This window comes from Piscibacillus halophilus (assembly GCF_900110685.1).
Taxonomy (GTDB): Bacteria; Bacillota; Bacilli; order Bacillales; family Alkalibacillaceae; genus Piscibacillus; species Piscibacillus halophilus.
This window is the reverse complement of sequence record NZ_FOES01000001.1, coordinates 36,272-61,576: the sequence shown is the minus strand read 5'-3', so window position 1 is coordinate 61,576 and position 25,305 is coordinate 36,272. Positions and strand designations below refer to the sequence as shown.

General features: G+C 36.9%; 24 protein-coding genes and 1 other annotated feature. All 24 genes read right to left on the bottom strand.

Translation table 11 applies throughout. From position 1 onward, the window contains the following. Window positions 1–46: 46 nt before the first annotated feature. Window positions 47–649 (bottom strand): orotate phosphoribosyltransferase, encoded by a 603-nt coding sequence (gene pyrE, locus BMY57_RS00310; RefSeq protein WP_091772016.1) that lies wholly within the window; start codon window positions 647–649, stop codon window positions 47–49. After that, the gene (gene pyrF / locus BMY57_RS00305; RefSeq protein ID WP_091772015.1) at window positions 624–1,340 is read right to left on the bottom strand and encodes an orotidine-5'-phosphate decarboxylase; all 717 of its coding nucleotides are present in this window, start codon (window positions 1,338–1,340) and stop codon (window positions 624–626) included. The genes pyrE and pyrF overlap by 26 nt, the downstream gene beginning before the upstream one ends. After that, window positions 1,337–2,245 (bottom strand): dihydroorotate dehydrogenase, encoded by a 909-nt coding sequence (locus tag BMY57_RS00300; RefSeq protein ID WP_091772014.1) that lies wholly within the window; start codon window positions 2,243–2,245, stop codon window positions 1,337–1,339. Before BMY57_RS00300 ends, pyrF begins: the two co-directional genes overlap by 4 nt. Further along, on the bottom strand, window positions 2,242–3,003 hold the full coding sequence (locus tag BMY57_RS00295) for a dihydroorotate dehydrogenase electron transfer subunit (RefSeq protein WP_091772013.1): 762 nt from the start codon (window positions 3,001–3,003) through the stop codon (window positions 2,242–2,244). Before BMY57_RS00295 ends, BMY57_RS00300 begins: the two co-directional genes overlap by 4 nt. Further along, window positions 3,003–6,203 carry a carbamoyl-phosphate synthase large subunit gene (gene carB, locus BMY57_RS00290; protein WP_091772012.1) on the bottom strand — a complete coding sequence of 1,067 codons (3,201 nt, stop codon included), beginning with the start codon at window positions 6,201–6,203 and terminating at the stop codon, window positions 3,003–3,005. Before carB ends, BMY57_RS00295 begins: the two co-directional genes overlap by 1 nt. After that, the gene (locus BMY57_RS00285) at window positions 6,196–7,281 is read right to left on the bottom strand and encodes a carbamoyl phosphate synthase small subunit (protein WP_091772011.1); all 1,086 of its coding nucleotides are present in this window, start codon (window positions 7,279–7,281) and stop codon (window positions 6,196–6,198) included. Before BMY57_RS00285 ends, carB begins: the two co-directional genes overlap by 8 nt. Continuing rightward, window positions 7,274–8,548, bottom strand: coding sequence for a dihydroorotase (pyrC, locus tag BMY57_RS00280; RefSeq protein ID WP_091772010.1), 1,275 nt, complete (start codon window positions 8,546–8,548; stop codon window positions 7,274–7,276). Before pyrC ends, BMY57_RS00285 begins: the two co-directional genes overlap by 8 nt. Further along, entirely contained in the window at window positions 8,532–9,425 is an 894-nt protein-coding gene (locus BMY57_RS00275; RefSeq protein WP_091772009.1) for an aspartate carbamoyltransferase catalytic subunit, read from the bottom strand. Before BMY57_RS00275 ends, pyrC begins: the two co-directional genes overlap by 17 nt. A gap of 15 nt (window positions 9,426–9,440) precedes the next feature. Beyond that, window positions 9,441–10,817: a uracil-xanthine permease family protein gene (locus tag BMY57_RS00270; protein WP_091772008.1), complete on the bottom strand. Its 1,377-nt coding sequence runs from the start codon at window positions 10,815–10,817 to the stop codon at window positions 9,441–9,443. A 160-nt stretch (window positions 10,818–10,977) separates the two neighbouring features. Continuing rightward, the gene (gene pyrR, locus BMY57_RS00265) at window positions 10,978–11,517 is read right to left on the bottom strand and encodes a bifunctional pyr operon transcriptional regulator/uracil phosphoribosyltransferase PyrR (protein ID WP_091772193.1); all 540 of its coding nucleotides are present in this window, start codon (window positions 11,515–11,517) and stop codon (window positions 10,978–10,980) included. Between the two features lie 178 nt (window positions 11,518–11,695). After that, a complete protein-coding gene (locus BMY57_RS00260; RefSeq protein ID WP_091772007.1) occupies window positions 11,696–12,607 on the bottom strand; it encodes an RluA family pseudouridine synthase in 912 nt (303 codons plus the stop codon). After that, on the bottom strand, window positions 12,600–13,115 hold the full coding sequence (lspA, locus tag BMY57_RS00255; protein WP_091772006.1) for a signal peptidase II: 516 nt from the start codon (window positions 13,113–13,115) through the stop codon (window positions 12,600–12,602). The genes BMY57_RS00260 and lspA overlap by 8 nt, the downstream gene beginning before the upstream one ends. A gap of 151 nt (window positions 13,116–13,266) precedes the next feature. Further along, a complete protein-coding gene (locus tag BMY57_RS00250; protein ID WP_091772005.1) occupies window positions 13,267–13,974 on the bottom strand; it encodes an ABC transporter ATP-binding protein in 708 nt (235 codons plus the stop codon). Further along, window positions 13,974–16,472 (bottom strand): FtsX-like permease family protein, encoded by a 2,499-nt coding sequence (locus BMY57_RS00245; RefSeq protein WP_091772004.1) that lies wholly within the window; start codon window positions 16,470–16,472, stop codon window positions 13,974–13,976. Before BMY57_RS00245 ends, BMY57_RS00250 begins: the two co-directional genes overlap by 1 nt. Before the next feature lie 60 nt (window positions 16,473–16,532). Then, a complete protein-coding gene (locus tag BMY57_RS00240; RefSeq protein WP_091772003.1) occupies window positions 16,533–16,901 on the bottom strand; it encodes a hypothetical protein in 369 nt (122 codons plus the stop codon). A gap of 339 nt (window positions 16,902–17,240) precedes the next feature. Further along, window positions 17,241–19,997 carry an isoleucine--tRNA ligase gene (ileS, locus tag BMY57_RS00235; protein WP_091772002.1) on the bottom strand — a complete coding sequence of 919 codons (2,757 nt, stop codon included), beginning with the start codon at window positions 19,995–19,997 and terminating at the stop codon, window positions 17,241–17,243. Between the two features lie 93 nt (window positions 19,998–20,090). Then, window positions 20,091–20,305 (bottom strand) — a binding site (T-box leader). Window positions 20,306–20,370: 65 nt separating this feature from the next. Beyond that, on the bottom strand, window positions 20,371–20,886 hold the full coding sequence (locus BMY57_RS00230; RefSeq protein ID WP_091772001.1) for a DivIVA domain-containing protein: 516 nt from the start codon (window positions 20,884–20,886) through the stop codon (window positions 20,371–20,373). 82 nt (window positions 20,887–20,968) lie between these two features. Further along, a complete protein-coding gene (locus tag BMY57_RS00225; RefSeq protein WP_091772000.1) occupies window positions 20,969–21,742 on the bottom strand; it encodes a YlmH family RNA-binding protein in 774 nt (257 codons plus the stop codon). Between the two features lie 39 nt (window positions 21,743–21,781). Further along, entirely contained in the window at window positions 21,782–22,048 is a 267-nt protein-coding gene (locus BMY57_RS00220; protein WP_091772192.1) for a YggT family protein, read from the bottom strand. 12 nt (window positions 22,049–22,060) lie between these two features. Next, the gene (locus tag BMY57_RS00215; RefSeq protein ID WP_091771999.1) at window positions 22,061–22,501 is read right to left on the bottom strand and encodes a cell division protein SepF; all 441 of its coding nucleotides are present in this window, start codon (window positions 22,499–22,501) and stop codon (window positions 22,061–22,063) included. A 14-nt stretch (window positions 22,502–22,515) separates the two neighbouring features. Next, on the bottom strand, window positions 22,516–23,196 hold the full coding sequence (locus tag BMY57_RS00210; RefSeq protein WP_091771998.1) for a YggS family pyridoxal phosphate-dependent enzyme: 681 nt from the start codon (window positions 23,194–23,196) through the stop codon (window positions 22,516–22,518). Window positions 23,197–23,224: 28 nt separating this feature from the next. Beyond that, on the bottom strand, window positions 23,225–24,019 hold the full coding sequence (pgeF, locus tag BMY57_RS00205; protein ID WP_091771997.1) for a peptidoglycan editing factor PgeF: 795 nt from the start codon (window positions 24,017–24,019) through the stop codon (window positions 23,225–23,227). A 53-nt stretch (window positions 24,020–24,072) separates the two neighbouring features. Continuing rightward, on the bottom strand, window positions 24,073–24,330 hold the full coding sequence (locus BMY57_RS00200; RefSeq protein ID WP_091771996.1) for a YlmC/YmxH family sporulation protein: 258 nt from the start codon (window positions 24,328–24,330) through the stop codon (window positions 24,073–24,075). An 81-nt stretch (window positions 24,331–24,411) separates the two neighbouring features. After that, on the bottom strand, window positions 24,412–25,194 hold the full coding sequence (gene sigG, locus BMY57_RS00195) for an RNA polymerase sporulation sigma factor SigG (RefSeq protein WP_091771995.1): 783 nt from the start codon (window positions 25,192–25,194) through the stop codon (window positions 24,412–24,414). Between the last annotated feature and the right edge of the window lie 111 nt (window positions 25,195–25,305).

Here is a 25,305-nt window from a genome sequence, read left to right as displayed (position 1 = left end):
AAAAATCACACGTGAATTTACATCAACATTCACGTGTGAGATTCTCTTAAAATGCATCTCGCCATTCTAATAAATCTTTAATTTGTTGTTCATCGTATTGTCCTTTAGACTGTAATTCGTTCAATAAAGTATCAAATGTTAGAAGGCTATCCGATTGGTAACCATGTTCTTTCATATTTTCCAAACTTTTTTTCATGTTATATGAAAAAATTGAGAGAATCCCCAATACATGACCACCTGCATCCGTTGCCGCATTGGCCGCCTTAATTGAACTACCGCCTGTTGAGATTAAATCTTCTATAATTAAAATCCGATCTCCCTTATTTATTCGCCCTTCGATTTGGTTGTTTAACCCATGCTTCTTCGCTTTATCACGAACATAAACCATGGGTAGGTTAAGACGATCTGCTACCCAGGCGGCATGAGGGATCCCAGCAGTTGCACAACCTGCGATCACATCTACATCTTTATAAGTTTCTTTAATCTTATTCACCATCGCCTCTATCACTTCTTCTCTTACTTCAGGATACGAAATAATGAGTCGATTATCGCAATAGATTGGAGATTGAATACCCGATGTCCAAGTGAAATATTTCTCTGTATTTAATTTTAAGGCTCCGATCTTAATCAATTGTTTGGCTATGCTCATCATTCCACTCCTTTATTGCTTGTTCATATGATTTCTTAGGATTTTCTGACTGTGTTATACTTCGTCCCATCACCAAAAAATCAGAATAGCTGGCTTGATTGGGAGTCGCTACACGTTTTTGATCATTCGATTGATCGCCTTTTAGACGAATTCCCGGAGTAACCGTCAGAAAGTCATCTCCACAAGTTTGCTTTATTTTTTGCGCTTCCCAGACTGAACTTACAACGCCATCAGCTCCTGCTTTTTGAGCTAATGCTGCGTAAGAATCTACGATTTGTTCCATTGAATCATTTATTAATAATTCCTCTCTCAACATATCTTGAGTTGTTGATGTTAACTGAGTAACAGCCAATAAAACGGGACTTTGATCACTTCCAATTTCATTCAAACCTTCTTTTGCTGCTTTCATCATTTCAAAACCACCAGACGCATGGACGTTAACCATATCCACTTCTATAGCAGCTAAGCTTTTCATAGCTTGGTAAACAGTGTTAGGAATATCGTGAAGCTTTAAATCTAAAAAGATAGGATGCCCTTGTTCTTTTAACGTTTGAATTAAGGATGGACCTTCACGATAAAAGAGCTGCATTCCTACTTTAACCGGAGCTCCAGTTAAATGATTGTTTTTTAAAAATTGAATGGCTTCTTCTTGGGTTGCAAAATCTAGCGCTATGAATATAGACCGATTCATGAGATAGCTGCCCCTTTCAGTTCATCGAGAGAGTGAATACCATATTGTTCTAAGACCTTAGGCAGGTTATCAACCAGCTCTTTACATATAAATGGATTCTGAAAATTTGCCGTACCAACCGCAACAGCATCTGCACCAGCTATTAAAAATTCAAGAACATCTTCAGCCGTACAAATGCCCCCCATCCCAATGATTGGTAGACTTGTTTGTTGACGCACTTGATGAATCATGCGAATCGCAATCGGTTTAATCGCAGGTCCAGATAAGCCACCCGTCTCATTCGCAATTAATGGTTTACGACTTTTTAAATCTAGTTGCATCCCCGTTAAGGTATTGATCATCGACAAGCCATCTGCACCAGCTTCTTCAACCGCCTTAGCAATGCTCACGATATTGGTGACATTAGGTGATAATTTAACAAATAAAAGCTTATTCGTAACGTCTTTTACCTTTTTAGTTAACTCATATGCTAAGTCAGGCTCTGTTCCAAACTGTATACCGCCTTCTTTCACATTTGGGCATGAAATATTAAGTTCCAGTGCTTTAATCGTGGAGCTCTTTGAGAGCTTTCTGGCAACCTCTACATACTCTTCCTCAGAGCTGCCAGCCACATTGGCTATTACAGGGGTATGGAAAGGTTCTAAAAATGGTAGTTCGTTTTCAATAATTTGATCCACACCTGGGTTTTGAAGTCCAATAGCATTTAACATGCCAGACGGTGTCTCCGCAACTCGAGGAGTGGGGTTTCCAAAGCGTGGATTGCCTGTTGCTGCTTTGATGACAATCGCACCTAATTCATTTAAATCATAAAACTGGCTAAACTCTTTTCCAAAGCCAAAACATCCTGATGCTGGCATAATCGGATTTTTAAGGACTAATCTACCTAATTTAACAGATAAATTCATAATGTCACCTCTTTTGAATGAAAGACAGGTCCATCTTGGCAAATCTTCACATAGCCTTTCTCGTTAATGGCGGGACATACGCAGGCAAAGCAAGCTCCGACTCCACATCCCATACGTTCTTCAATTGATAAATATCCATCTACATCTATTAATCTTTGTTGAACAGCTCCGAGCATTCCTAAAGGACCACATGCGTAATATTGGTCGAACTTAACACCCATTTGATCTATGACATCTGTTACAAATCCCTTATAACCATACGAACCATCATTAGTAGCAATAAACGTGTCGGCAAAACGACTAAACTTTTGTTCATAGAAAATGGCATCTTTAGATTGATAGCCTAATATGGCGGTGACATGATTTTGGGTGCTTAACTGTTTGACTAGATTATATAACGGTGGGACTCCGACGCCTCCACCAATAACTAAAATGTGCTCATCTTTTATGCCTTCTACTTCAAAACCGTTTCCTAACGGTCCTAATACATTTAAGTTCTCACCGGTTCGGCGATGACTTAGCCACTCCGTTCCATCTCCTATTAATTTATAGATAATCGTTAATTGATTTGCCTTTATATTATAATCAGCTATGGAAAAAGGACGGCGCAACATGTGTGTGGACCCTTCTCCGATTTTTATATGAACAAATTGCCCTGGCCTGGAAATTTGTTGAACTACATTTCCTTGTAATACGATTTCGAACGTATCTGAAGCAATTAATTTGTTAGACTTTACCTCTAAATCTCCTCGAAACATTAAACTAACACCACCGCTCCTTGCTTCGGCATCGGCTCAGCTGTAAATGTCATCGATTCGATGACACTAATCATGGCTCTAGCTGTGTCTAAAGATGTTAAACATGCGACTCCATGTTCAACCGCTTCTCTACGGATTTTAAATCCATCCGTATGAGGCTGTTTACCTCGAGATAACGTATTGATCACGAACTGCACTTTACCCGATTCAATTAATTCTAGTAAATTGTTTTGAGAACCAATTTTATTAACCTTTTGGACTGGGATTCCCATAGATTCAATCGCATTTGCTGAACCCTCAGTCGCAAATAGTTCAAATCCAATGGCATGGAAACGACTAGCAATAGCCTGCATTTCTGATTTGTCTTGATCTGCAACCGTTAATAAGACAGCACCTTCAGTTGGTACGGATAATCCAGATGCTATAATTCCTTTATATAATGCTTTTTCTAAGTTTTGATCTCTTCCAATCACTTCGCCTGTAGACTTCATTTCTGGTCCTAGGGTGATATCCACGCTTCTTAGTTTTTCAAAAGAGAATACCGGAACTTTTACAGAAATTAAGCCTCTCTCTGGTATGACACCATCGATATAGCCTAATTCTTTCAATGTTTTCCCTAACATAATTTGTGTTGCTAGGTTTGCCATCGTCACACCAGTTATTTTACTCAAGAAAGGCACTGTTCGACTCGATCTTGGGTTCACTTCTAACACATAAACTTCATTTTGATGATAAACAAATTGAATATTGATTAAGCCTCTGATTTGTAATTCTTTAGCGATTTTCTTAGTAATATCAACACATCTCTCTTTGATATCCTTGGAGATATTTTGAGTCGGGTAAACGGCAATCGAATCCCCAGAGTGTACGCCTGCACGTTCAATATGTTCCATAACTCCTGGAATTACGACGGTTTCTCCATCACAGATCGCATCTACTTCTAATTCAATCCCTGTTAAGTAACGATCAATTAACACTGGTTTATCTTGGTGAACTTCAACAGCATATTTCATATAGTGTTTTAAATCACTTTCGTCATAAACAATTTCCATTGCTCGACCACCAAGAACATAAGAAGGTCGGACTAATACTGGAAAGCCCAATTCTTTTGCTTGCTCAATAGCTTCTTGTTCGCTTGTCGCGATTCGAGCATTTGGTCTTGGGACATTTAACTTTTCAAGCATTTGCTCAAATTGGTCTCGGTCTTCAGCTATGTCAATCGATTGTTTAGTGGTACCTAAAATCGGAACCCCATACTTCTCTAATCCATCGACTAATGAAATGGGCGTTTGCCCACCGAATTGAACAATGACACCTTCTGGTTTTTCTAAGTCAATCACATTGAGGACATCTTCCAATGTTAACGGTTCGAAATATAGTTTATCTGAGATTTGAAAATCAGTTGATACTGTCTCTGGATTATTGTTCATAATAATCGCTTCATAACCCGCTTCTCTAAGTGCTAGCACTGAGTGGACAGTAGCATAGTCAAACTCAATTCCTTGACCAATTCGGATTGGACCAGATCCGATGACTAATATTTTCCTTCTATTGGTAACTTGTGACTCATTTTCTTCTTCATAGGTGCTGTAAAAGTATGGTGTTTCCGATGTGAATTCAGCTGCACACGTATCTACCATTTTGTAAACTGGACATAAATCGTTCATAACTCTAAATGACCGAACATCTTCTTCTGCTGTGTTCCATAACCTTGCGATTGTCTCATCCATGAACCCTTTTTGTTTTGCTTCTTTCATTAGTTCTAAATCCCAATGATTTTTTTCTAATTGATGTTCTAACTGAATTAAACCTTGTAATTTATATAAGAAAAATAAATCAATTTCGGTGTAATGATGAATGTCTTCGAGTGTAAATCCTCTTCTAAAGGCTTCAGCTATTAGGAAAAGTCGTTCATCATCTGCAACTTTCAATCGTTTCATCAGGTTTTCCATTGATAACTTTTCAACTTTAGGTAAGTACAAGTCATTCGTACAAATTTCTAATGAACGTACAGATTTAAGTAATGATTCTTCTAACGTTCTTCCTATTCCCATCACTTCTCCTGTTGCCTTCATTTGAGTCCCTAATGTTCGATTTGCTGCGTGAAATTTATCAAATGGCCAGCGTGGAATTTTAGTGACCACATAATCAAGAGCTGGTTCAAAATGAGAATAAGTGGAACCTGTTACAGGGTTAATCATTTCATCTAACGTTAATCCGACAGCTATTTTGGCTGCAATCCGTGCAATCGGATACCCAGTAGCTTTAGATGCAAGGGCTGACGAACGACTCACTCTTGGGTTAACTTCAATCACATAATAATTAAAGCTGTTAGGATCTAGTGCTAGTTGGACATTACATCCACCTTCGATTTTAAGCGCACGGATAATGTTAAGGGATACATTTCTTAACATTTGATATTCATAATCACTTAATGTTTGCGAAGGGGCTACAACCATTGAATCGCCTGTATGAATACCGACTGGATCAATATTTTCCATGTTACAAACCACAATGGCATGGTCTTCTCCATCTCGCATAACTTCATATTCAATTTCTTTATATCCTGCAATGCTTTTTTCGATTAAGCATTGGTTTACTGGTGACGCGTCTAATCCATTACGAACAATTTCTACTAATTCCTCTTCCGTCTCGCAGATTCCTCCTCCAGTCCCCCCCATAGTGTAAGCAGGACGCACAATGACTGGATAGCCTGTCGCATGAGCAAATTGCTTTGCTTCATCAACTGTTTGAACAATATCACTTTCCGGGACGGGTTCTCCTAATTCATACATGAGACTTCTAAACGATTCACGGTCTTCAGCTTGTTGAATTGCACTTAATTTCGTGCCAAGCAATTCAACACCATATTGTTCTAAAATGCCTCTTCGGTCTAATTCCATTGCCATATTCAAACCTGTTTGACCACCTAATGTTGGTAAGATAGCATCTGGCTTTTCTTTTCGTATTATTTTAGTTAAAAATTCAGGTGTTAATGGTTCCATATAAATTTGATCAGCCATGGTTTCATCCGTCATAATTGTGGCTGGGTTAGAGTTAGCTAAGATGACTTGATAGCCTTCATCTTTCAAAGCTTGACATGCTTGAGTACCAGCATAATCAAATTCCGCAGCCTGACCTATAATGATTGGACCTGAACCGATCACAAGAATTTTTTCGATGTCTGTACGTTTAGGCATGAGTAACCCCTCCTGTTACTTTCTGTAAAAATTGATCAAATAATTGGTTCGAGTCTTGTGGACCTGGTGAGCTTTCAGGGTGATACTGAACTGAAAAAACATCATAAAGTTCATGCTCCAACCCTTCTACAGTGTCATCATTTAATGCAATTTGAGTCATTTTTAAACTCGTTTGAGCTAATGATTCTTGAGTAACGGCATATCCATGATTTTGAGATGTCATCCAAACTTCACCTGTTCGCAAATCTTTGACTGGATGATTATTCCCTCTATGACCGAACTTCATCTTATGTGTATCAGCACCACAAGCAAGAGCTATAAGCTGGTGGCCAAGACATATTCCAAAAATAGGTACTTTCCCGATTAAACCTTTAACTAATTCAATACCTACTGTCACATCTTTCGGGTCTCCTGGACCATTCGATAACATGACGCCATCAGGTTTTAACTGTAGGACTTCTTCAGCTGAAGTATTATAAGGTACGACTGTGATATGACAATGTCTTTGAGTAAACTCTCTTAAAATTCCATGTTTCATACCAAAATCAACTAGTACAATTCGTTCGCTTTTTCCTGGAACAACGTATGGCTTAACCGTTGAAACCCTTTGGACTTGATCACGCTTAAACGTAAAATCGTTTAAACGTGCTTTAATTGCTTCTAAGTCCTCAATTGATTCCACCATGACACCTTTCATCGTTCCTTGTTCACGTATCTTTTTTACAAGTCGTCTCGTATCAATATTCGCTATTCCAGGAATTTCTTTCTGTTTTAAAAAACTGTCTAAAGACCATTCTTTTCGGAAGTTTGATGGAAATTCTGCATACTCTTTTACAATAAAACCTGAGATGGATGGTTGAATAGTTTCAAAGTCATCTCGGTTAATGCCGTAATTTCCGATTAACGGATAGGTCATGACCACAAACTGATCACAATAGGATGGATCAGAAATGGTTTCCTGATAACCTGTCATGCCAGTATTGAACACGACTTCACCGAATTTTTCAGTTATAGGTGCTCCAAATGCTTTACCTTCAAACCAAGAACCATCTTCTAGGATTAAATAGCGTTTAGACATGAGCCTCTTCCTTTCTCCAAATTATTTTTCCTTCAACTAATGTCATCGTTGGAATCCCCTGAACATTCCATTGGTTAAACGGTGTGTTACGACCTTTTGAGGCAAACTCAGACGAATCAATAGTTTGCTGTTGATCTAAATCGACTAATACTAAGTCAGCAACTGAACCGACCTTCATCGTTCCATAAGGTAAATTAAAGATTTGTGAAGGTTTAATGGTGATCCAATCAACTAATTGCTGTAATGTAAATGTGTTGTTTTTAACAAAATGTGTATACAGTAAAGGAAATGCCGTTTCTAAGCCAACGATTCCAAATGGAGAGTTTAGAAACCCATTGGATTTTTCTTGTTCCGTATGAGGAGCATGATCGGTAGCGATACAATCAAGCGTACCGTCTAATAATCCTTCAATAAGAGCTTGACGATCGTCTTTTGAACGTAACGGAGGATTCATTTTATAATTCGCATCATCAGATGGAATATCATCTTCACATAATAATAAATGGTGAGGAGAGACCTCAGCTGTAACAGGAATGCCAGCACGTTTTGCATCTCGAATCACGCGAACGGATTCTTTTGTACTCACATGACATACGTGATAATGACAACCTGTTGCTTCAGCAAGTAGAACGTCACGAGCAATATGTACAGACTCGCTAACAGAAGGGATACCTGGAAGGTTTAACTCAATACTTTTCTGACCATCGTGCATCACACCATCATAGACTAGTGTGTTTTCTTCACAATGCGCTACAATTGAAGCACCTGCTTTCTTAGCTCGCTTCATAGCGTCTAACATCATATTCGCAGATTGAACACCTACTCCATCATCTGTAAAAGCAAAAGCTCCTTGATCTTTTAATGTGTCAATATCAACTAATGCATAACCCTCTTGGGATTTAGTAATCGCAACATAAGGAAGAACTCTAACGTGAGCTGTTTCTTCAATACGATTTAAAACTTCCTTTAAAGATTCTTCTGAATCAGGAACAGGATTAGTATTAGGCATTGAACAAACTGTTGTAAAACCACCTCTTGCCGCAGCTAATGTTCCAGTTTCTATTGTTTCTTTTGCCTCCCCACCTGGCTCGCGAAGATGAATGTGAACATCTACAAAACCAGGAAATAGGTATTGGCCTTTTGCTTCAACAACTTTAACATTAGGTTTGCTGAGGTTAGTTCCAATTGCTTTAATTTTTCCACATTCAATTAAAACATCGACTAATCCTTGTTCTAGTACATGGGCATTTTTAATAAGTAAGTTCATAGGATTTTCCTCCTTTAGTTGTGTATGTGTTAATAATGGCTTGCCTAATCGCAACCCCATTAGTCATTTGCTTAAAAATACGAGAGCGATCACACTCAATTAATGAGGAATCAATTTCAACGCCACGATTAACTGGTGCTGGATGCATAATGATACTATCTTTTTTCATCCGTTTTTCTCGATCTACGGTAAGACCATATTTTGTTAAATAGTCGTTGACATCTGCTTGTTGTTTATGACGTTCTTTTTGAACTCTTAAAAGCATTAACACATCAGCCTCTTCAACCGCTTCATCCATATGGATATAATCAACTGATAGACTTGGGTCTTGCCATTCCGATTGAGAAACCATTTTCACATGAGCGCCTAGTCTCATTAGGGCTTGAGCGTTCGACCGGGCTACTCGGCTGTGTAAAATATCTCCACAGATGACCACGTTTAACCCTTCAAATCGGTTAAACTCCTGCCTGATTGTAAACAAGTCTAGTAAACTTTGCGTAGGGTGCTCTCCTGTTCCATCACCTGCATTAATAATAGGGATTGATATATTAGAAAGTTCTTCGTAATAGCGTTCCTGACCATGTCTGATGACTACCAAATCAGCCCCGATTGCTTCGATCGTTTTAACTGTGTCATACAGTGATTCGCCCTTCGTGACACTTGATGTTTCAGGTGTGAATGATAAGAGACTCACACCTGAATTAATACAAGCCTTCTCGAAGCTCAACTTTGTGCGCGTCGATGGTTCATAAAACAACAAAGCTGCTGTTTTATTTAGCGATCGGATAGTTCTTTGTTCTTGAATGTGCTGCGCATCGTCTAGAATTCTATAAATCTCATCTTTCGATAAATCATTAATAGAGAAAAAATGATTCACAAATATTCCTCCTTATTAGCTTGCTTGTCGATTCTTTTTATCTACTTCAAACATGCGATCATCACCTTTAGAAGCCTCTTCTCTACCAGGTAGAATTAAGTTTAAGATGACCCCGACAATGGCTGATAAAGCCATTCCAGAAACTTGTAGATCAAAATCCGGAAGTTGAACCTCAATGTACATCCCGCCAATCCCAATGACTAAAATAACGGAGGCAATGATTAAATTGCGGTTTTTCCCAAGGTCAACGTGATTGTCTATTAACATTCTTAATCCACTTGAAGCAATAATCCCGAATAGTAGGATGGACACTCCACCCATAACGGGTGTTGGAATTGACTCAATGATGACCGCAATGATATCAATAAAACCGAAGAAGATCGCTAATACTGCTGCTCCTCCGATGACAAACACACTAAACACTCTTGTAATTGCAAGAACCCCTATGTTCTCGCCATAAGTCGTATTTGGTGGCCCACCTAACATAGAAGCAATCACAGTTGCAATTCCATCCCCTAAGATAGACCTGTGTAAACCTGGTTTTTTAATGAAGTTTTGGCTCGTAACTTTTGATAAAACCATCTGATCACCAATATGTTCTGTAATCGTCACTAAGGCGATTGGAACCATAATTCCGACAATGGACCAGCTTATTACGCTAAATGGTGAAAAATCTACAAATGGTATTAAGAAATCTGGTTTCGTGAAAACAGCTGCGAAAAACTCTCCCATGCTACTAGCGTTCATCAGTTCATTCCAGCTAGCTTTAATCGATGAAGTGTCGACAATGCCAGCAAATAAGGCAATTAGGTATCCACCAACAATACCTAGTAAAATCGGGATGATTTTCCAAAATCCTTTAAAGAAAATGGATGCGATGATGGTAATCGATAATGTTATTAGTGCAACTCCGATAAACGTTAAACTGTAGTTCCCATCTGCATCATTCATCGCCATGTCAATAGCTGTTGGTGCTAACCCTAAACCAATGACCATAATAACGGGCCCCACAACAACTGGAGGTAAAATGTTAAGCAACCAATTCACTCCAACTAATCGGATCAATAAAGCCACGATTCCGTATACAACACCGACTAAAAATGCCCCTACCATGGCTCCTGCTAAACTCTCAACCTGAGTTGCCACGACTATCGGTGTAATGAAGGCAAAGCTTGATCCCAAGTAAGCCGGTATTTGACCTCTAGTGATTAACAAGTAGGCTAATGTTCCGAGTCCACTCGTAATCAACGCTACACTCGGAGACATTTCCGTTAAAAATGGTACTAATATCGTCGCACCGAACATCGCAAATAAATGCTGTAAACTTAAAATTATCCACTTATTCCATTTCGGTACATCTCTAACATCTAAAACTTTATCAGTTGAATTCATTTGATCTCCCCCTAAATGGTTTTTCGTCCATAAAAAAACCTCTTTACGAAAGGTCGCAAAGAGGTACACCTGTACATACTACTCTCGGTAATATCATACAAGTCACGTTCACAACCTTCCTAGCCTCTCTGGACTATACTTAAAGGTTTTCTATATTTAGTTATTCATAAATACTCACTTGATCAACTTCGTCGGATTCCTCTAGCTGGACTTTGATGACTTCGTCCTGTGAGGTTGGAATGTTTTTGCCGACATAATCGGCTCGTATCGGTAATTCACGGTGGCCACGATCCACTAACACAACTAACTGGATTATCTTTGGTCTCCCGATATCCATTATCGCATCCATCGCTGCTCGAACTGTTCGTCCCGTGTATAGCACGTCATCGACTAGAATGACATTTTTTCCAGCGATGTTTTGTGGAATGTTACGTTGGTTTACCGTTGCCTCATTTACCGTTTCGCGATTAGATAAATCGTCTCGATATAGCGAGATATCCAATTCCCCAGTTTCAATCGTGACATTTTCGATTTGTTCAATATTTTTTTGAATTCGTTTGGCAAGTGGCAAGCCACGAGTTTTAATCCCAACTAGTATTAAATCGTCTGTTCCTTTGTTTCGTTCAATAATTTCGTGGGATATCCGCTTTATGGCTCGTGCTATAGCTGCTTCATCTAGAAGTTGTGTTTTTTCCTTCATGACATCCCTTCCCTCCTCATTCATACAAAAAGCCCTCTTTTGCACACAAGGTGACAAAAGAGGGCTTTGGATATACGAATCCCTACTAACCGTTCAAATCGTCACCTTGTTAGCCTCTCTGGACTATGCTTAAAGGTTTTTATTCTAATTATTCATTTTAAAGCTTTCATGAAAAATGTCAATAGATTTTTGCCACATTCTCTAGTGTTTCTTGAAAAATTTCTGGTGGTTCAGAGGTAAATGTCATTTGTTCTCCTGTCATCGGATGAGTGAATGACAACTTTCTAGCGTGTAAGGCTTGTCCTTGAACATTTAATGTTTTACGTCGCCCATACTTTGGATCTCCTACTAAGGGATGGTCAATATATTGAAAATGTACCCTAATTTGATGTGTACGGCCCGTTTCTAAATCGCAATAGACATGAGTAAATTTCTCAAACCGATCTACGACCGAAAAGTGAGTGATAGCTGGTTTTCCACTTTCAACAATTGCCATCTTTTGACGATCATTTGGGTCCCGACCAATAGGGGCATCGATGGTTGCTTTATCATGTTCAATAACACCATGAACAATGGCTTCATACTGACGGTTGACCTCTTTATTCGCTAATTGTTCTGAAAGTAGTTCGTGGGCTTTATCGTGCTTAGCCACTAGAAGTAAACCACTCGTATCTTTATCAATTCGATGAACAATCCCTGGGCGATGAACGCCATTAATTCCCGATAAATCATTACAATGATAAAGTAGAGCATGGACTAGCGTACCTGTACGGTGTCCATGTGACGGGTGTACTACCATTCCCTTCTCCTTATTAACAACAAGTAAATGTTCATCTTCATATTTAATGTCTAAAGGAATATTCTCAGGCTCAATTTCAAGCTCCTGAACTTCTGGTTCTTCCCATTCGATTTGGTCTTCAAGTTGACACTTATAGTTACTCTTAACTGATTCTCCGTTAACGTATACATAGCCATCCTTGATCCAAGACTGAACCTGGTTTCTCGAAGCTTCTTTGTTTAAGTCTGTTAACACTTTATCAATTCGCTTATTTTGATATTCTTTTGTTACAACAAAATGCTGTTTACTCATTGACTTTCTTTCCTTTATTCTTCATTTCATCAATTAACATGATGATAATGACTAAAATCACACCTACCGTTAGGGCTGAATCGGCAATATTAAAAATTGGGAAATCATATCCAAAAATATTTAGATCAATAAAATCAATCACTTCTTGTAAAAAGATTCGGTCTATAAAGTTACCGATTGCTCCTCCTAAAATAAAAGCAAAGCCAACCATTAGCCATGGATAACTATCTTTATATAGTTGCATGTAATAAATAATGACTCCTATCACGATCAACGTGACAAGATAAAATAACCACATCTGCCCTTCTAAAATACCCCAAGCTGCACCTGAGTTACGATGAGAAGTAATCCAAAAAAAGCCTGGAATCACTTGTACAGATTCAAATAACTGCATTGAATTGGCGACTGTCCATTTAGTTACTTGGTCAAAAATAATTATAAGTAGTGTTATGATATAGTATTTCACTTTGCTACCTCCATTAATAGCTATCCTATAGAATTTTACCATAAAATCTTAAATTAGACGATTAACAAGAAAAAACGTTTCCGGTCTAAAGTCGGAAACGTCCATTTTCTATTTGAGCATAAAAACATTATGTTTTAAGGGTTTGTTTATTAATATTGAAAATTTGATCGGAAATGTTTTAAAGGTCTTAGAATTAATTTTTGATAGGTTTTTCTATTATAAGTGTTTTTTGGGAAACTTCTTCTAACCTACCATCATCCATTTCAAATATACGATCCCCATATTCAATAACATCATAATCATGAGTCACAAATAAGATTGTTCGCCCTTCTTCTTGCAATTGCTTTAATATTTGTAACACTTCATCCCTTGTGGATCGATCTAAATTCCCTGTTGGTTCATCACAAACGAAAATATCAGGATTGTTAAGTAATGCTCTTGCAATTGCTACACGTTGTTGTTCACCACCTGACAATTGATTAGGTAATGCATCTTGTCGATGTTCTATATTCAGCTGTTCCATTAATTCTTCTGCGCGTTTTAACAATATCGATTCATTTTGATATGGTAATTCCGGCAACATCACATTTTGCTTAGCTGTATAAGCAGGAAATAGCTGATAATCTTGATAAATATACCCAATGTGTTGTCTACGGAATTCACGTCGGTCTTCTTCAGATTTTGAATGAATGGGTAAATCACCTATGTTTATTATTGAACCACGATCAGCGGACATTATTCCACTTAAACATTTAAGGAGTGTTGTTTTTCCTGAACCTGAACGTCCAATAATATTAACCCATTCTCCCTTATTCACTTTAAATGTCACTTGATCTAATACTTTCTTTTGTTCCACGTTTGATTCATAAGTTTTGGATAGATTCATTACATTAATATCCATCAAGATACCCCTCTCATCAAAATTTGTCTTAATCCCACTTTCAAAACAATTGTCAAGGCAAACAATATACTTAAGGTAACAATCAAATTAATACCTACGACTGTTAAATTCACTGGGAAAAAAACTACGACTGCTATGATCCCAATTATATTCCCCATAACTACAGAAGGACTCACCCATGATAAAGTTTCTTTTGTATAGGACCTTCTAATATCTTTATTTTGCCATCCCATTACCTTTAGAAATTCAATCTGTTCTTCACGTTCCTTCCACATTCGGTAAATGGATTCACTTAATGTGTATACTGTTAATAACACGACACTTAATAAAAGAATGATTTGTAGTTCATTAATTTGAAAATGAATATATTGCCCTAAATCTGTGACACTGATACGATTTGAAACAACTTGTTGTACGGTAAGCAAAAATGCAATAACTGAAGTGGAAAATAAAAGCTGTAAACTCGCTGCTTGTATATGTCTACGGTAATAATAAATATTCGCTATTAAAAATGATTGTCTAGGTTTATGTGTTTTATTATTTTTTTGCTTATACAAAACTGTAAAACTGGCATGTATGATCATAACTATAAAAATAGTGATACTCCATCCTATTAACATTAAAATATCAATTCCAAACGAAAGAAGTAATATTACTAATGATAGAACAACACTTAACACTATTTGAATTCCCCACTGTGCTCTATAAAATGTTTGAATCGTTGATGGTTTCCATCCTATTAATCCTAATCTAATTTTATCTTCATATAACTCATGTTCCATTGTGCGAATTCGCGCTACGAATGATAATAGTGCTACTAGTATAAAAGATATTGAAATAACAATTGAGAATACATTCCAACTATTAATTATTGATTCTGCTGCTCCCAATGTTGTCCAAGGCATCACAACCATGCCAATTCCTTCAACTTGAACATCAATATTTTGGTGTGAAGCCCCAGCCACAATATCAACATGAAGTCCCATCTCTTCAATTTCTTCAGCTACGTGCTGAATTTTCTGAGAGGCTTCTTCCGTATAACCAGATAATCCAGCTACTTTGACACGAATAGCATCTATTGGTGCTTCACCCTTAAACTCGTCCGCCCAGTCGATTGAAATCAGCCCATTGGCTGGTAAAGATAAAAAACTTCCTGGGTGATGAGTCGGTTTCAGTTGTTCTCCTGTTTCTTTTAGGTGTCCATATTGATAGTGATAAATACCCATCGGACTAGCAGCTAAGGAATCAACATACTCTCCCACAGTAACAGTGTCAACTTGAAATAGATTCAATAAATCACTATTATCACCATTCACATCATATTCTTGAAACTGAACTTGTTCCAAGTCACGATGAATAGGTATTTCCCCTTCATAGTCCAATAGTTCTATAGATAAACCATTCTGCGTCTTTTGATATTTAGGTGATAATGATTTGTATATAACATTTTGAGATAAGTATCCAGAAGACCTTCCCGCTTCTCCATGCTCGTCTATGTCATACTCAGATTCCATAACAATATTATAATCATCATCAATCATATACCATTCTTGTTCAAAAGGACTAAGATGCTCAAAAAAATTAATGATATGTACTTGCTCATCGGTTTCTTCAATGGTGTCTAAAGCTTCCTTGACTTCATCTCGCTCTTCAACATGTTCCCCTCTAAGTTCAGCATAATACTCTAAATCACTTAAGCTTTGATTTGGTGACAAATCAACAGCCTGTTTCAAATCGTTAATTTCTTGATGAGTAATGTCTAATCTCTCTATTAAAACTTCAGTTGTAATAGGTGTCGACGATTCTGCTATATCAATGAGTGGTATTAACTGACTTTCTTCAGGGAATGTCTGAACGTTGTTAATGTTTTTATTTAATATAGAAAAATCTATTCCTGTTAATTCCTTCTCTTCTTGTGGATCAATAGCTATTACTGGATGATATGAGGAGGGAATTTCGAAGTTTGCATTATCAAATTCTCCAAATATATTCATTAATTCTATAGGATAAAAATAATCATAAACTACCTCATTATCCTTGAACAAATAAGCAGTCTGTTGATTAATCAAATAAGTATTAACACCATCTGTTGTTTTGTAACTAACGGTATACCGATTGGACCCTTCTTCCTTTGGTAATTGATACATCTGATCAATCTTAGTAAAAAATCCTAAAGATGCAACGGGTGCAGCGGTTTCAATTCGTGGGTCTTTTTTGATGTTTTCCCATTGTTCATATGTAATTCCACCATTACCAACACCTAGATAATTCTCCTCAACCACACCGAGTTCTCTTTCAATTTCTGATTGACTTGCACGAACAAGTAAATCGTAATCACCTCTGGAAAAATCGGTTATATCAGCATTAACCTGCTCATGACCTTCCCATACCATCTTAAAAGCCGTTGGACTTAAAGTGAAGATCACAATTAACATGAGAATCATGACAATTATTGACTTTTTATTATTTATAATATGTTGTACGTGAAGTGAAAACATTTTATCCCACCTTGTTATAAAACAAAGGTTACACCTAGTGCAACCTTTGTTTTATTCTTATTAACGAACCCATGTAACTGTTGCGTAATCATGATCCATGCCATAATCGTAAATAGCCCTAGCTGTTACATTAAAGTTTTTTAAACTTCCACTAGGGTTATAACGATGACTAAAACTGTGTGAACTACTGTATGAAGTATATTCCAGAGACTTAGAGCCGTCACCTGGATTTAAAGTATAAGTGATAGGCATACTCCCATTATTATGTGATGCATAAACAGTCCAATTAGCTCGTTCCGCTCCTTGGACTCTCTGACTAGTAGGTGTTACAGATACCACTATTGAATTTATGTGATTTTCTTCTATTTCCTCACCACTTACTTGAGAATTACTTTCCTCAGCAATAATAATGACTGAAAAAGTAACCATAAATGTAATAACTAAAACAGTAATTAGACTAACTTTTTTTATTTAATAGCCTCCTATTCTTATTTTTTGTTTGTGTCTCACTTAGATGAATAGTTTACGCCTCCTCTCTCTAAATTTTTTTAATATTCAAATTTTAACATTTTATTTATTTTTGTAAAATATTTACTTGGGATTTTCTGAAAAATATGTTGATATGTACTTGGTAATGGAATGAACACGATGTGATACTTACAAAATTCCGTCTCACACGACTTTTTAAATAATTTGACCATATAAAAACACCCCAAAGGTTAGACTTTTACTCTAACTTTGGGGTGAACTGAACTACTTAATTATATTCTAGGACTCCATCTTTTTATCTACCACATCTGCGCAACGTTCACATAAATCAGGGTGTTTTTCATCTTTTCCAACGGTATGTGATGCCACCCAGCAACGTTGACACTTTTCACCATCATGTTTTTCTACAGCTACTGAAACTCTGTCATATGATTTTGCTAAATCGTGACTCTGAGCTAAATTAACCTCTGATACGATTAAATACTGATGTAAATGTTTCATGGATTCTAATAAGTCCATGGTTGCTTCATCTTTTGGTACGATTGTTAATTTTGCTTCCAATGACTTACCAATGATTTTATCCGCACGTGCTTCTTCTAATGCTTTTAACACATCTTCACGGACTTCCATAAAGTCTTCCCATTTTCCTTTAATCGTTGCTTCATTTTTAACTTCTCTAGCTTCAGGCATATCTGTTAGTTGAACACTTTCTTCTTCAACCCCTGGGATATACTGCCAAACTTCCTCTGAAGTATGAGACAGAATTGGTGATAGTAGTTTGCTTAAACTTACAATCATGTCGTAATAAACCGTTTGAATACTACGACGACGGTGATCGTCTGCTTTTTCAATATATAGAATATCTTTTGCGAAATCTAAATAGAATGAACTTAAATCAACCGTACAGAAGTTGTTGATAGTATGATAAATCGTTGAATACTCATAATCATCATATGCTTTTCGTACCTTACAAATGGTTTCTTGTAAACGAATTAACATATACTGATCGACTTCTTCTAAATCTGCTTCTGGAACGGCATCTTTAGTCGGATCAAAATCGTGTAAGTTGCCAAGTAAGAAACGGAATGTGTTACGAATCTTACGGTAGACCTCTGCCACTTGTTTTAAAATATTGTCTGATACACGTACGTCAGCTGAGTAATCTGTACTTGCTACCCAAAGACGTAAAATGTCGGCTCCTAATTGCTTCATAATCTTAGAAGGAACCATCACATTGCCAAGAGATTTACTCATCTTACGACCTTCACCATCTAAAGTAAATCCGTGACTTAAAATACCTTTATAAGGTGCTTTACCTGTTACAGCCACTGAAGTTGTTAACGAAGAGTTAAACCAACCACGATACTGATCTGACCCTTCTAAATATAAATCGGCTGGACGGTCTAAATCATCACGTTCAACTAATACTCCTTGATGTGTCGAACCTGAGTCAAACCAAACATCCATGATATCCGTTTCTTTTGTAAACTTTCCATTCGGGCTTGATGGATGAGTGAATCCTTCTGGTAATAAATCTTTAGCCTCGCGTTCAAACCAAACATTTGAACCGTGTTCTCTAAATAAGTTGGCTACGTGTTCGATCGTTTCTTCATTGATAATTGGCTCACCGTTTTCTCCATAGAATACTGGAATTGGTACACCCCACACACGTTGACGTGAAATACACCAATCTTCACGATCCTTCACCATGTTGTGCATGCGGATTTCACCCCAATGAGGGTGCCAATTCACGTTTTTGATGGCTTCAAGCAAGTCTTCACGGAAATCTTTAACAGAAGCAAACCACTGTGATGTAGCACGGAAAATCGTTGGCTTTTTCGTACGCCAGTCATGTGGGTAAGAGTGAGTGATGAATTCAAGCTTTAATAATGCTCCTACTTCATCTAATTTTTGCGTGATTTCTTTGTTTGCTTTGTCATAAAACTGGCCTTCAAATCCTGGTGCTTCTTCTGTAAAGACACCTTTTTCATCTACAGGGCAAAGAACATCTAAATCATATTGTTTTCCAATCCAGAAGTCATCTTCACCATGACCTGGTGCCGTGTGAACACAACCCGTACCAGATTCAGTTGTAACGTGTTCACCTAGAATGACTAGTGAATCACGATCGTAGAATGGGTGTTTTGCAACGACGCGCTCTAAATCTTGACCTTTTAGAGATTTAACAACTGTTGGGTTTTCCCATTCAAGCTTCTGAGTGACTTCTTCTAATAAGTCATGTGCAATGACATATTTAGAACCACTTGCTTCTACTACTGCATATTCCAATTCAGGATGAACAGCAATAGCTAAGTTAGCAGGAATCGTCCAAGGAGTTGTCGTCCAGATTACGATTTTTTCATCGCCATCTAATACACCATTTCCATCCGTTACATCAAAAGCGACATAAATAGAAGGTGAACGTTTATCCTGATATTCAATTTCCGCTTCAGCTAACGCTGATTCAGAAGATGGCGACCAATAAACCGGCTTCTTACCTTTATAGATATAGCCACGTTTTGCCATCTCACCAAATACTTTAATTTGCTGAGCCTCAAATTCAGGTTTTAAAGTAATATATGGGTTATCCCAGTCACCACGAACACCTAATTGTTTAAATTGTTCACGCTGACGATCGATTTGATCAAGTGCATATTCTTCACATAGTTTTCTGAATTCAGTAATACTTAGTTCTTTACGTTTAATTTTTTTCTTCTTTGTAAGGGCGACTTCAATTGGAAGCCCGTGTGTATCCCATCCAGGTACGTATGGAGCATGGTAACCGGACATCGATTTATAACGTACAATAAAATCTTTTAGAATTTTATTGAGCGCATGCCCCATGTGTAGGTCACCATTTGCATATGGAGGACCATCGTGTAGCACAAATAATGGTCGACCTTTAGTGCGTTCTTGTACTTTTTCATAAATATTTTCTTCTTCCCAACGTTTCTGCATTTCAGGTTCGCGCTTCGGTAAGTTACCACGCATTGGGAAGTCTGTTTGCGGCATTAAGAGCGTTTCTTTATAACTCATGCAAATCCTCCTTAATATTGATAAGATCGTAAATAGTCCAATATCATTCTTGACGAAAAAATGAAGAGATAAAAAAAGAGTTTTCTCATCCCACATAGGGACGAGAAAACTCGCGGTACCACCCTGATTGAATAACCGATATTGATTATTCCACTCAACATTCTTAACGTGAATGAACCGTCCTTTTCTACTTCGTTCAAAAAGGAACTCCGGGATGATCTTCCTTAAGGTATCGTTACTAGGCTCGCACCAACCCTAGCTCGCTTAAACGCATAACTCTTAAGTACTGTTCCCATCTACGTTTTTAAATCATTTTTAATATTATTATACGATATGAAATTATATGGAAAAATGCGAATTTCGTCAAGAAAAATTATTCAGAAGTTGAATATTCATCAATTCGCTGTTCATCATCTTCTTCCGACTCTAACTGAAATAAGTCTTCCCAGTCATCATTATCAATGATATCTAATTGAGCTTCGACTAACATTTTCAATCTTGTACGGAACACTTTAGCTTGTTTCTTAAGCTCTTCAATTTCCATCGAAACTGTACGTGATTTTGCTAATGCTTCATTCACGATGCGATCTGCGTTCTTCTCAGCTTCTTTAATGATTAATTTTGCTTCCTTATTAGCGTTGTTTTTCACTTCATCAGCTGTTTCCTGAGCGACTAATATCGAACGATTTAACGTTTCTTCAATGTTGTTAAAATGACTATTCTTTTCCTCTAGTTCCTTTACTCTATCTTCTAATGACTTTTTCTCACGAATGACCTTTTCAAAATCTTTAATCACTTGATCTAAAAACTCATTTACTTCGTCTTCATCATAACCACGAAAACCTCTAGTAAATTCCTTGTTATGGATATCTAATGGCGTTAATCCCATTCTTATTGCCCCCTTATTGTACTCATACGTCGGTAGATTACTGTTCTATATTCGACAACAACTATTTAATTCCTTCAATATTTTACTTTAATTTTGCTATACGAATAAGATACTTTTGTTTTTTAGTTTCGCCCAAAATATCGATGACTTTACTTCTTCCCTTTTTCCTTAGTGAAATTAAATCTCCAGGCTCAACAGTAAAAGCAGGATCTTGGACAACACGGTAATTGACCTTCACAGCTTCTTTGTTTATAAAATCTTGAGCTTTTTGTCGGGACATCTGATAAATTTCTTTTAATACAACATCTAGTCTAGTAGATGATACCGTAGTATCTTTTTCGTCCCATTTATGTTTCGGCTCAATAATTTGCGTAAAGGGAACTTCTTTTAACGAAATCGATGTATGTTTGATTTTCGTTAACTGCATCTGTACGAAAACTGCAATGTCTCGATCTAAAATAATCTGAAATATACCATCCTCGACTATTAAATCTCCAATTTTCTTGCGTTGAATCCCTAAAGACATTAACGTCCCTAATACATCTCTGTGACTTAATGATACAAATTTTTGATGATAAGACCCTTCTAATACAGTTAAATCAAATTGATCTTGTCCAACCTCTTCGTAAAAAGGAGCTAAAATGGCTTGTTTACGTTCAGCTTGGTCATAACCGCCAAAAAAACGAAGTTGAAGATCACTTTGCTTACCAATAATAGACTGAAATATCGTTTGTTCGCGAGGGTCTAAGAAGTCTGTTACCACTCTTTTATATTGTACTTCAACTTGCTCTTTCCAATCTAAGGCTTGATCGATAAAAGCTTGTTCTTCTTGTCTAAAATGTTGATAGATGTCCATAATTACCCTCACTACTTATATCGGTTATAATAATTGAATTTAAAATAAAATATTATAGAACAATACTCGAGCGCCTTGTGCTGCAAGGTTTAATACAATAATAGCTACAATTGGGGAAATATCGATCATACCTAATGGCGGTATTATTTTTCTAAATGGTTCTAAAAAAGGTTCACAAATTTTGCCTAACATTTGGCCAATTGACGAATCTCTCGCGCCTGGGAACCAAGACATTAAAATATAAGCAATTAACGCAAATGAATAAATTTCTAAACCAAGAATAATAATATTGGCTAAGTACATCATCATACTATTTACCTACTTTCCATTAAATTGTTCTTCTTCATCAAATAGTTGGCTAATATTTCCTGATATATTAACGTGTTCTGGTGTACATAGAAAAGTTTGTTGACCTAATTTCTGAATATTTCCGTTTAGTGCATAGACGGTGCCGCTTAAGAAATCTACGACTCTACGCCCTGTTTGAGGATCTAAACGTTGTAGATTCACCACAATAGATTGACGCTTCTTTAAATGGTTAGCCAACTCCTGAGCTTCATTATATTCGGTTGGTTCACATAATACCATTTTGGCGTCTTGCTGGATCGATTTAAGACTAACAATGTTGTCTTTTTGCTTCTGTGAAGTATGTTCTTGCTCATTACTCGGCTCTTGTTCTCTTTGTTGACGAACAGGTTCTTCCGTTTCATCATACTCCTCAAATTCAAAAAATGATTTAATTTTATCTTTCAAACTCATGGTTGAACCTCCTCTTATTTACTCTTGTTGCCTACTAAACTTGAACCAATTCTTATATGAGTCGCCCCTTCTTCAATCGCGATCTCAAAATCATGACTCATTCCCATTGATAAATATGTACAAGGTGCGTATTCAAGTTGTCGATCACGCACTTCATCTCTTAAATGACGCAGCTTCTTAAAGCAAGAACGAATTGTATCTTGATCCTCTATTAAAGGGGCCATGGTCATCAAACCAACAACCTCAACATTTTCATACTGACTTAATTGGTCTATAAAAGACTGTAATTCATCAGGATCTAAACCATGTTTTGATTCTTCACCACTCGTATTAACTTGTACAAAACATGGAATCTTTCGTTTAGATCGTTTATTAATTTCCTTAGCTAAGGAAAGACGATCCAAGGAATGAATGTAATCGACTTCTTCTATAATATTTTTTACTTTTCTTGACTGTAATGTACCAATAAAATGCCACTTTACTTGATTTCCAATAGCATGATATTTTTTTTGAAAGCCCTCAAGGCGATTTTCTCCAAGATTTTTAATTCCTGTATCAACAGCTTTTTGGGCTGTTTCAATTGAAACATATTTCGTTATTGCAATCATTTGAATGTCATCGGCTTGACGCCCCGAACGCTGACAAGCCTGAATAATTCGCTTCATGATTTTTTCATAGTTCTCCTGAATCGACATAAATATCCCCTCTTGTACGTCTAGTGGTTTATGTTAAATATATAAAAGCCATCATACGTCCTGTTTTACCTTTGTCGCGTCTATAAGAATATAGCCACTCTTCATCCTCATAAGTACAATAATTCGTAATATAAATATCATCATGGTTAAGATCATTGTCGACTAAATATAGAAAATTTAGTCGTTTTAAATCCAATAAATAATGTCCTTCTGTTGTAGGGGTTAAAACCTCATTATGGTATTTAGGTGGAATATGGTCAACTACACGTTGATCCACCTCATAATTCTTTTTAGAAATGCAAGGTCCAATCACGACCTCCATTTCAGCTGGTTTAATACCTTTTTCACCAAAACGCTGGATCATCTTAGGGCCAATTTCTTGAACCGTTCCTTTCCAACCAGCATGCGCCACCCCTATCCATTTAGAATTTTTTGATTTAAACAATAGCGGAACACAATCAGCATAAAAAGCTGTCAGAACATCTCCCTTTACATTGGTGATCATACCATCTGCATTTTCTTTTGGGTCATGATGTATATACTGTTGGTCATCATAAGGTTCAGATAAATCAACTATTTGGTCACTATTAACTTGATTCAATGACTTCCATTGATCTAAATTAGTATCAATTAGCTCACTAAAGCGTTGTCTATTTTTTAATACATGCTCTTTTTGGTCATGAACGTGGATACCTAAATTCATGGAGTCAAATGGCGGTTCACTAAAGCCACCTTTTCTCGTTGAAAAACCTGCACGGACCCCGGATTCTTTCCAAGGGGAAACTTCTAGTAATTGATGTTTAGATAATTCCAATATTTCCATGATATCGCTCCTTATATTACTCCCATTTTATCATAGTTTAAGCCAATTTTCTTCTATATTTCGGACTCTATTTGTCTTCTGGAAGGTACACGAACTAATATAACATCTTCGCCAATGGTGTCGATATGTGACCAACGTATTAATAATTCCTCATCTTGACCAAATAAACCAAACAATTTACTTCGTGTTGTTACGACCAATGCTAATACGACGCCAACTGTCACGTCAATTTCTAAGTCATTGACAAAGCCTATTTTTTCACCGTTTTCAACATTAATGATATCCTTCGTTTGTAACTCTGATAACAACATCATAATCCCCCCTTTGTCATACATATATGAAATAACATAAAAAAATAGCCCCTGAAATTCAGGGACTACCTTGATTGAATATTAATTTTCTAAAACATTTTTATTCATTTCTTTAATTGCTGATTTCTCTAAACGGGAAACTTGAGCTTGTGAGATTCCGATCTCTTCAGCTACTTCCATTTGAGTTTTCCCTTCAAAGAAGCGTTGATTAATAATCAATTTTTCTCGATCATTTAACCCTTTAATACCTTCACGGATCGCCAAATCATTAATCCAAGACGAATCCTTTTGTTTTTCATCTTTAAGCTGATCCATGACAAAAATCGGATCACTACCATCGTTATAAATTGGTTCAAATAACGAAACAGGATCTTGAATTGCATCTAACGCAAAAACAACATCTTCCTGAGGTACATCCATCTCACGTGCTATTTCTTGTGTCGTTGGTTCCGTAGAAGTTTTACTCATTAGTTGCTCTTTAACTTGTAACGCCTTATAAGCAATATCTCTTAATGATCTTGACACTCTTATAGGGTTGTTATCTCTTAAATATCTTCTAATTTCACCAATAATCATTGGTACTGCATAGGTGGAGAATTTAACATTTTGTCCAAGGTCAAAATTATCGATTGATTTCATTAACCCAATACATCCTACTTGGAACAAATCATCGACATTTTCTCCACGATGATTAAATCGTTTAATGACACTTAAAACGAGTCTTAGGTTTCCGTTCACTAATTCTTCCCTAGCTTGTACTTCTCCAGATTGCATTCTTCTAAATAGGTCTCGCATCTCTTCGTTCGTTAAGACTGGTAGCTTCGATGTATCGACACCGCATATTTCAACTTTATGTCTTGACATATATGCCCCTCCCGCATGGAGATGATGTTCAGTTTAAAGTGTCTCCATAACGGAAGTTTTTATGCGGCATCTATTATTTTCAAAATATTATACTCGGTTAATACAATTTCG

Coding starts and splice junctions, on each gene's coding strand:
- BMY57_RS00230 (WP_091772001.1), bottom strand. CDS start 20,886: ATGGGATTAACGCCATTAGATATCCATAACAAGGAATTTACTAGAGGT.
- BMY57_RS00300 (WP_091772014.1), bottom strand. CDS start 2,245: ATGAATTTATCTGTTAAATTAGGTAGATTAGTCCTTAAAAATCCGATT.
- carB (WP_091772012.1), bottom strand. CDS start 6,203: ATGCCTAAACGTACAGACATCGAAAAAATTCTTGTGATCGGTTCAGGT.
- BMY57_RS00220 (WP_091772192.1), bottom strand. CDS start 22,048: ATGATGTACTTAGCCAATATTATTATTCTTGGTTTAGAAATTTATTCA.
- pyrF (WP_091772015.1), bottom strand. CDS start 1,340: ATGAATCGGTCTATATTCATAGCGCTAGATTTTGCAACCCAAGAAGAA.
- BMY57_RS00295 (WP_091772013.1), bottom strand. CDS start 3,003: ATGTTTCGAGGAGATTTAGAGGTAAAGTCTAACAAATTAATTGCTTCA.
- pyrE (WP_091772016.1), bottom strand. CDS start 649: ATGAGCATAGCCAAACAATTGATTAAGATCGGAGCCTTAAAATTAAAT.
- BMY57_RS00285 (WP_091772011.1), bottom strand. CDS start 7,281: ATGTCTAAACGCTATTTAATCCTAGAAGATGGTTCTTGGTTTGAAGGT.
- BMY57_RS00240 (WP_091772003.1), bottom strand. CDS start 16,901: ATGGTTACTTTTTCAGTCATTATTATTGCTGAGGAAAGTAATTCTCAA.
- BMY57_RS00270 (WP_091772008.1), bottom strand. CDS start 10,817: ATGAATTCAACTGATAAAGTTTTAGATGTTAGAGATGTACCGAAATGG.
- BMY57_RS00245 (WP_091772004.1), bottom strand. CDS start 16,472: ATGTTTTCACTTCACGTACAACATATTATAAATAATAAAAAGTCAATA.
- ileS (WP_091772002.1), bottom strand. CDS start 19,997: ATGAGTTATAAAGAAACGCTCTTAATGCCGCAAACAGACTTCCCAATG.
- BMY57_RS00260 (WP_091772007.1), bottom strand. CDS start 12,607: ATGAGTAAACAGCATTTTGTTGTAACAAAAGAATATCAAAATAAGCGA.
- pyrC (WP_091772010.1), bottom strand. CDS start 8,548: ATGAACTTACTTATTAAAAATGCCCATGTACTAGAACAAGGATTAGTC.
- pgeF (WP_091771997.1), bottom strand. CDS start 24,019: ATGGAAATATTGGAATTATCTAAACATCAATTACTAGAAGTTTCCCCT.
- BMY57_RS00200 (WP_091771996.1), bottom strand. CDS start 24,330: ATGTTGTTATCAGAGTTACAAACGAAGGATATCATTAATGTTGAAAAC.
- BMY57_RS00215 (WP_091771999.1), bottom strand. CDS start 22,501: ATGAGTTTGAAAGATAAAATTAAATCATTTTTTGAATTTGAGGAGTAT.
- BMY57_RS00250 (WP_091772005.1), bottom strand. CDS start 13,974: ATGGATATTAATGTAATGAATCTATCCAAAACTTATGAATCAAACGTG.
- lspA (WP_091772006.1), bottom strand. CDS start 13,115: ATGGTAAAATTCTATAGGATAGCTATTAATGGAGGTAGCAAAGTGAAA.
- BMY57_RS00210 (WP_091771998.1), bottom strand. CDS start 23,196: ATGTCGATTCAGGAGAACTATGAAAAAATCATGAAGCGAATTATTCAG.
- BMY57_RS00225 (WP_091772000.1), bottom strand. CDS start 21,742: ATGGACATCTATCAACATTTTAGACAAGAAGAACAAGCTTTTATCGAT.
- pyrR (WP_091772193.1), bottom strand. CDS start 11,517: ATGAAGGAAAAAACACAACTTCTAGATGAAGCAGCTATAGCACGAGCC.
- sigG (WP_091771995.1), bottom strand. CDS start 25,194: ATGTCAAGACATAAAGTTGAAATATGCGGTGTCGATACATCGAAGCTA.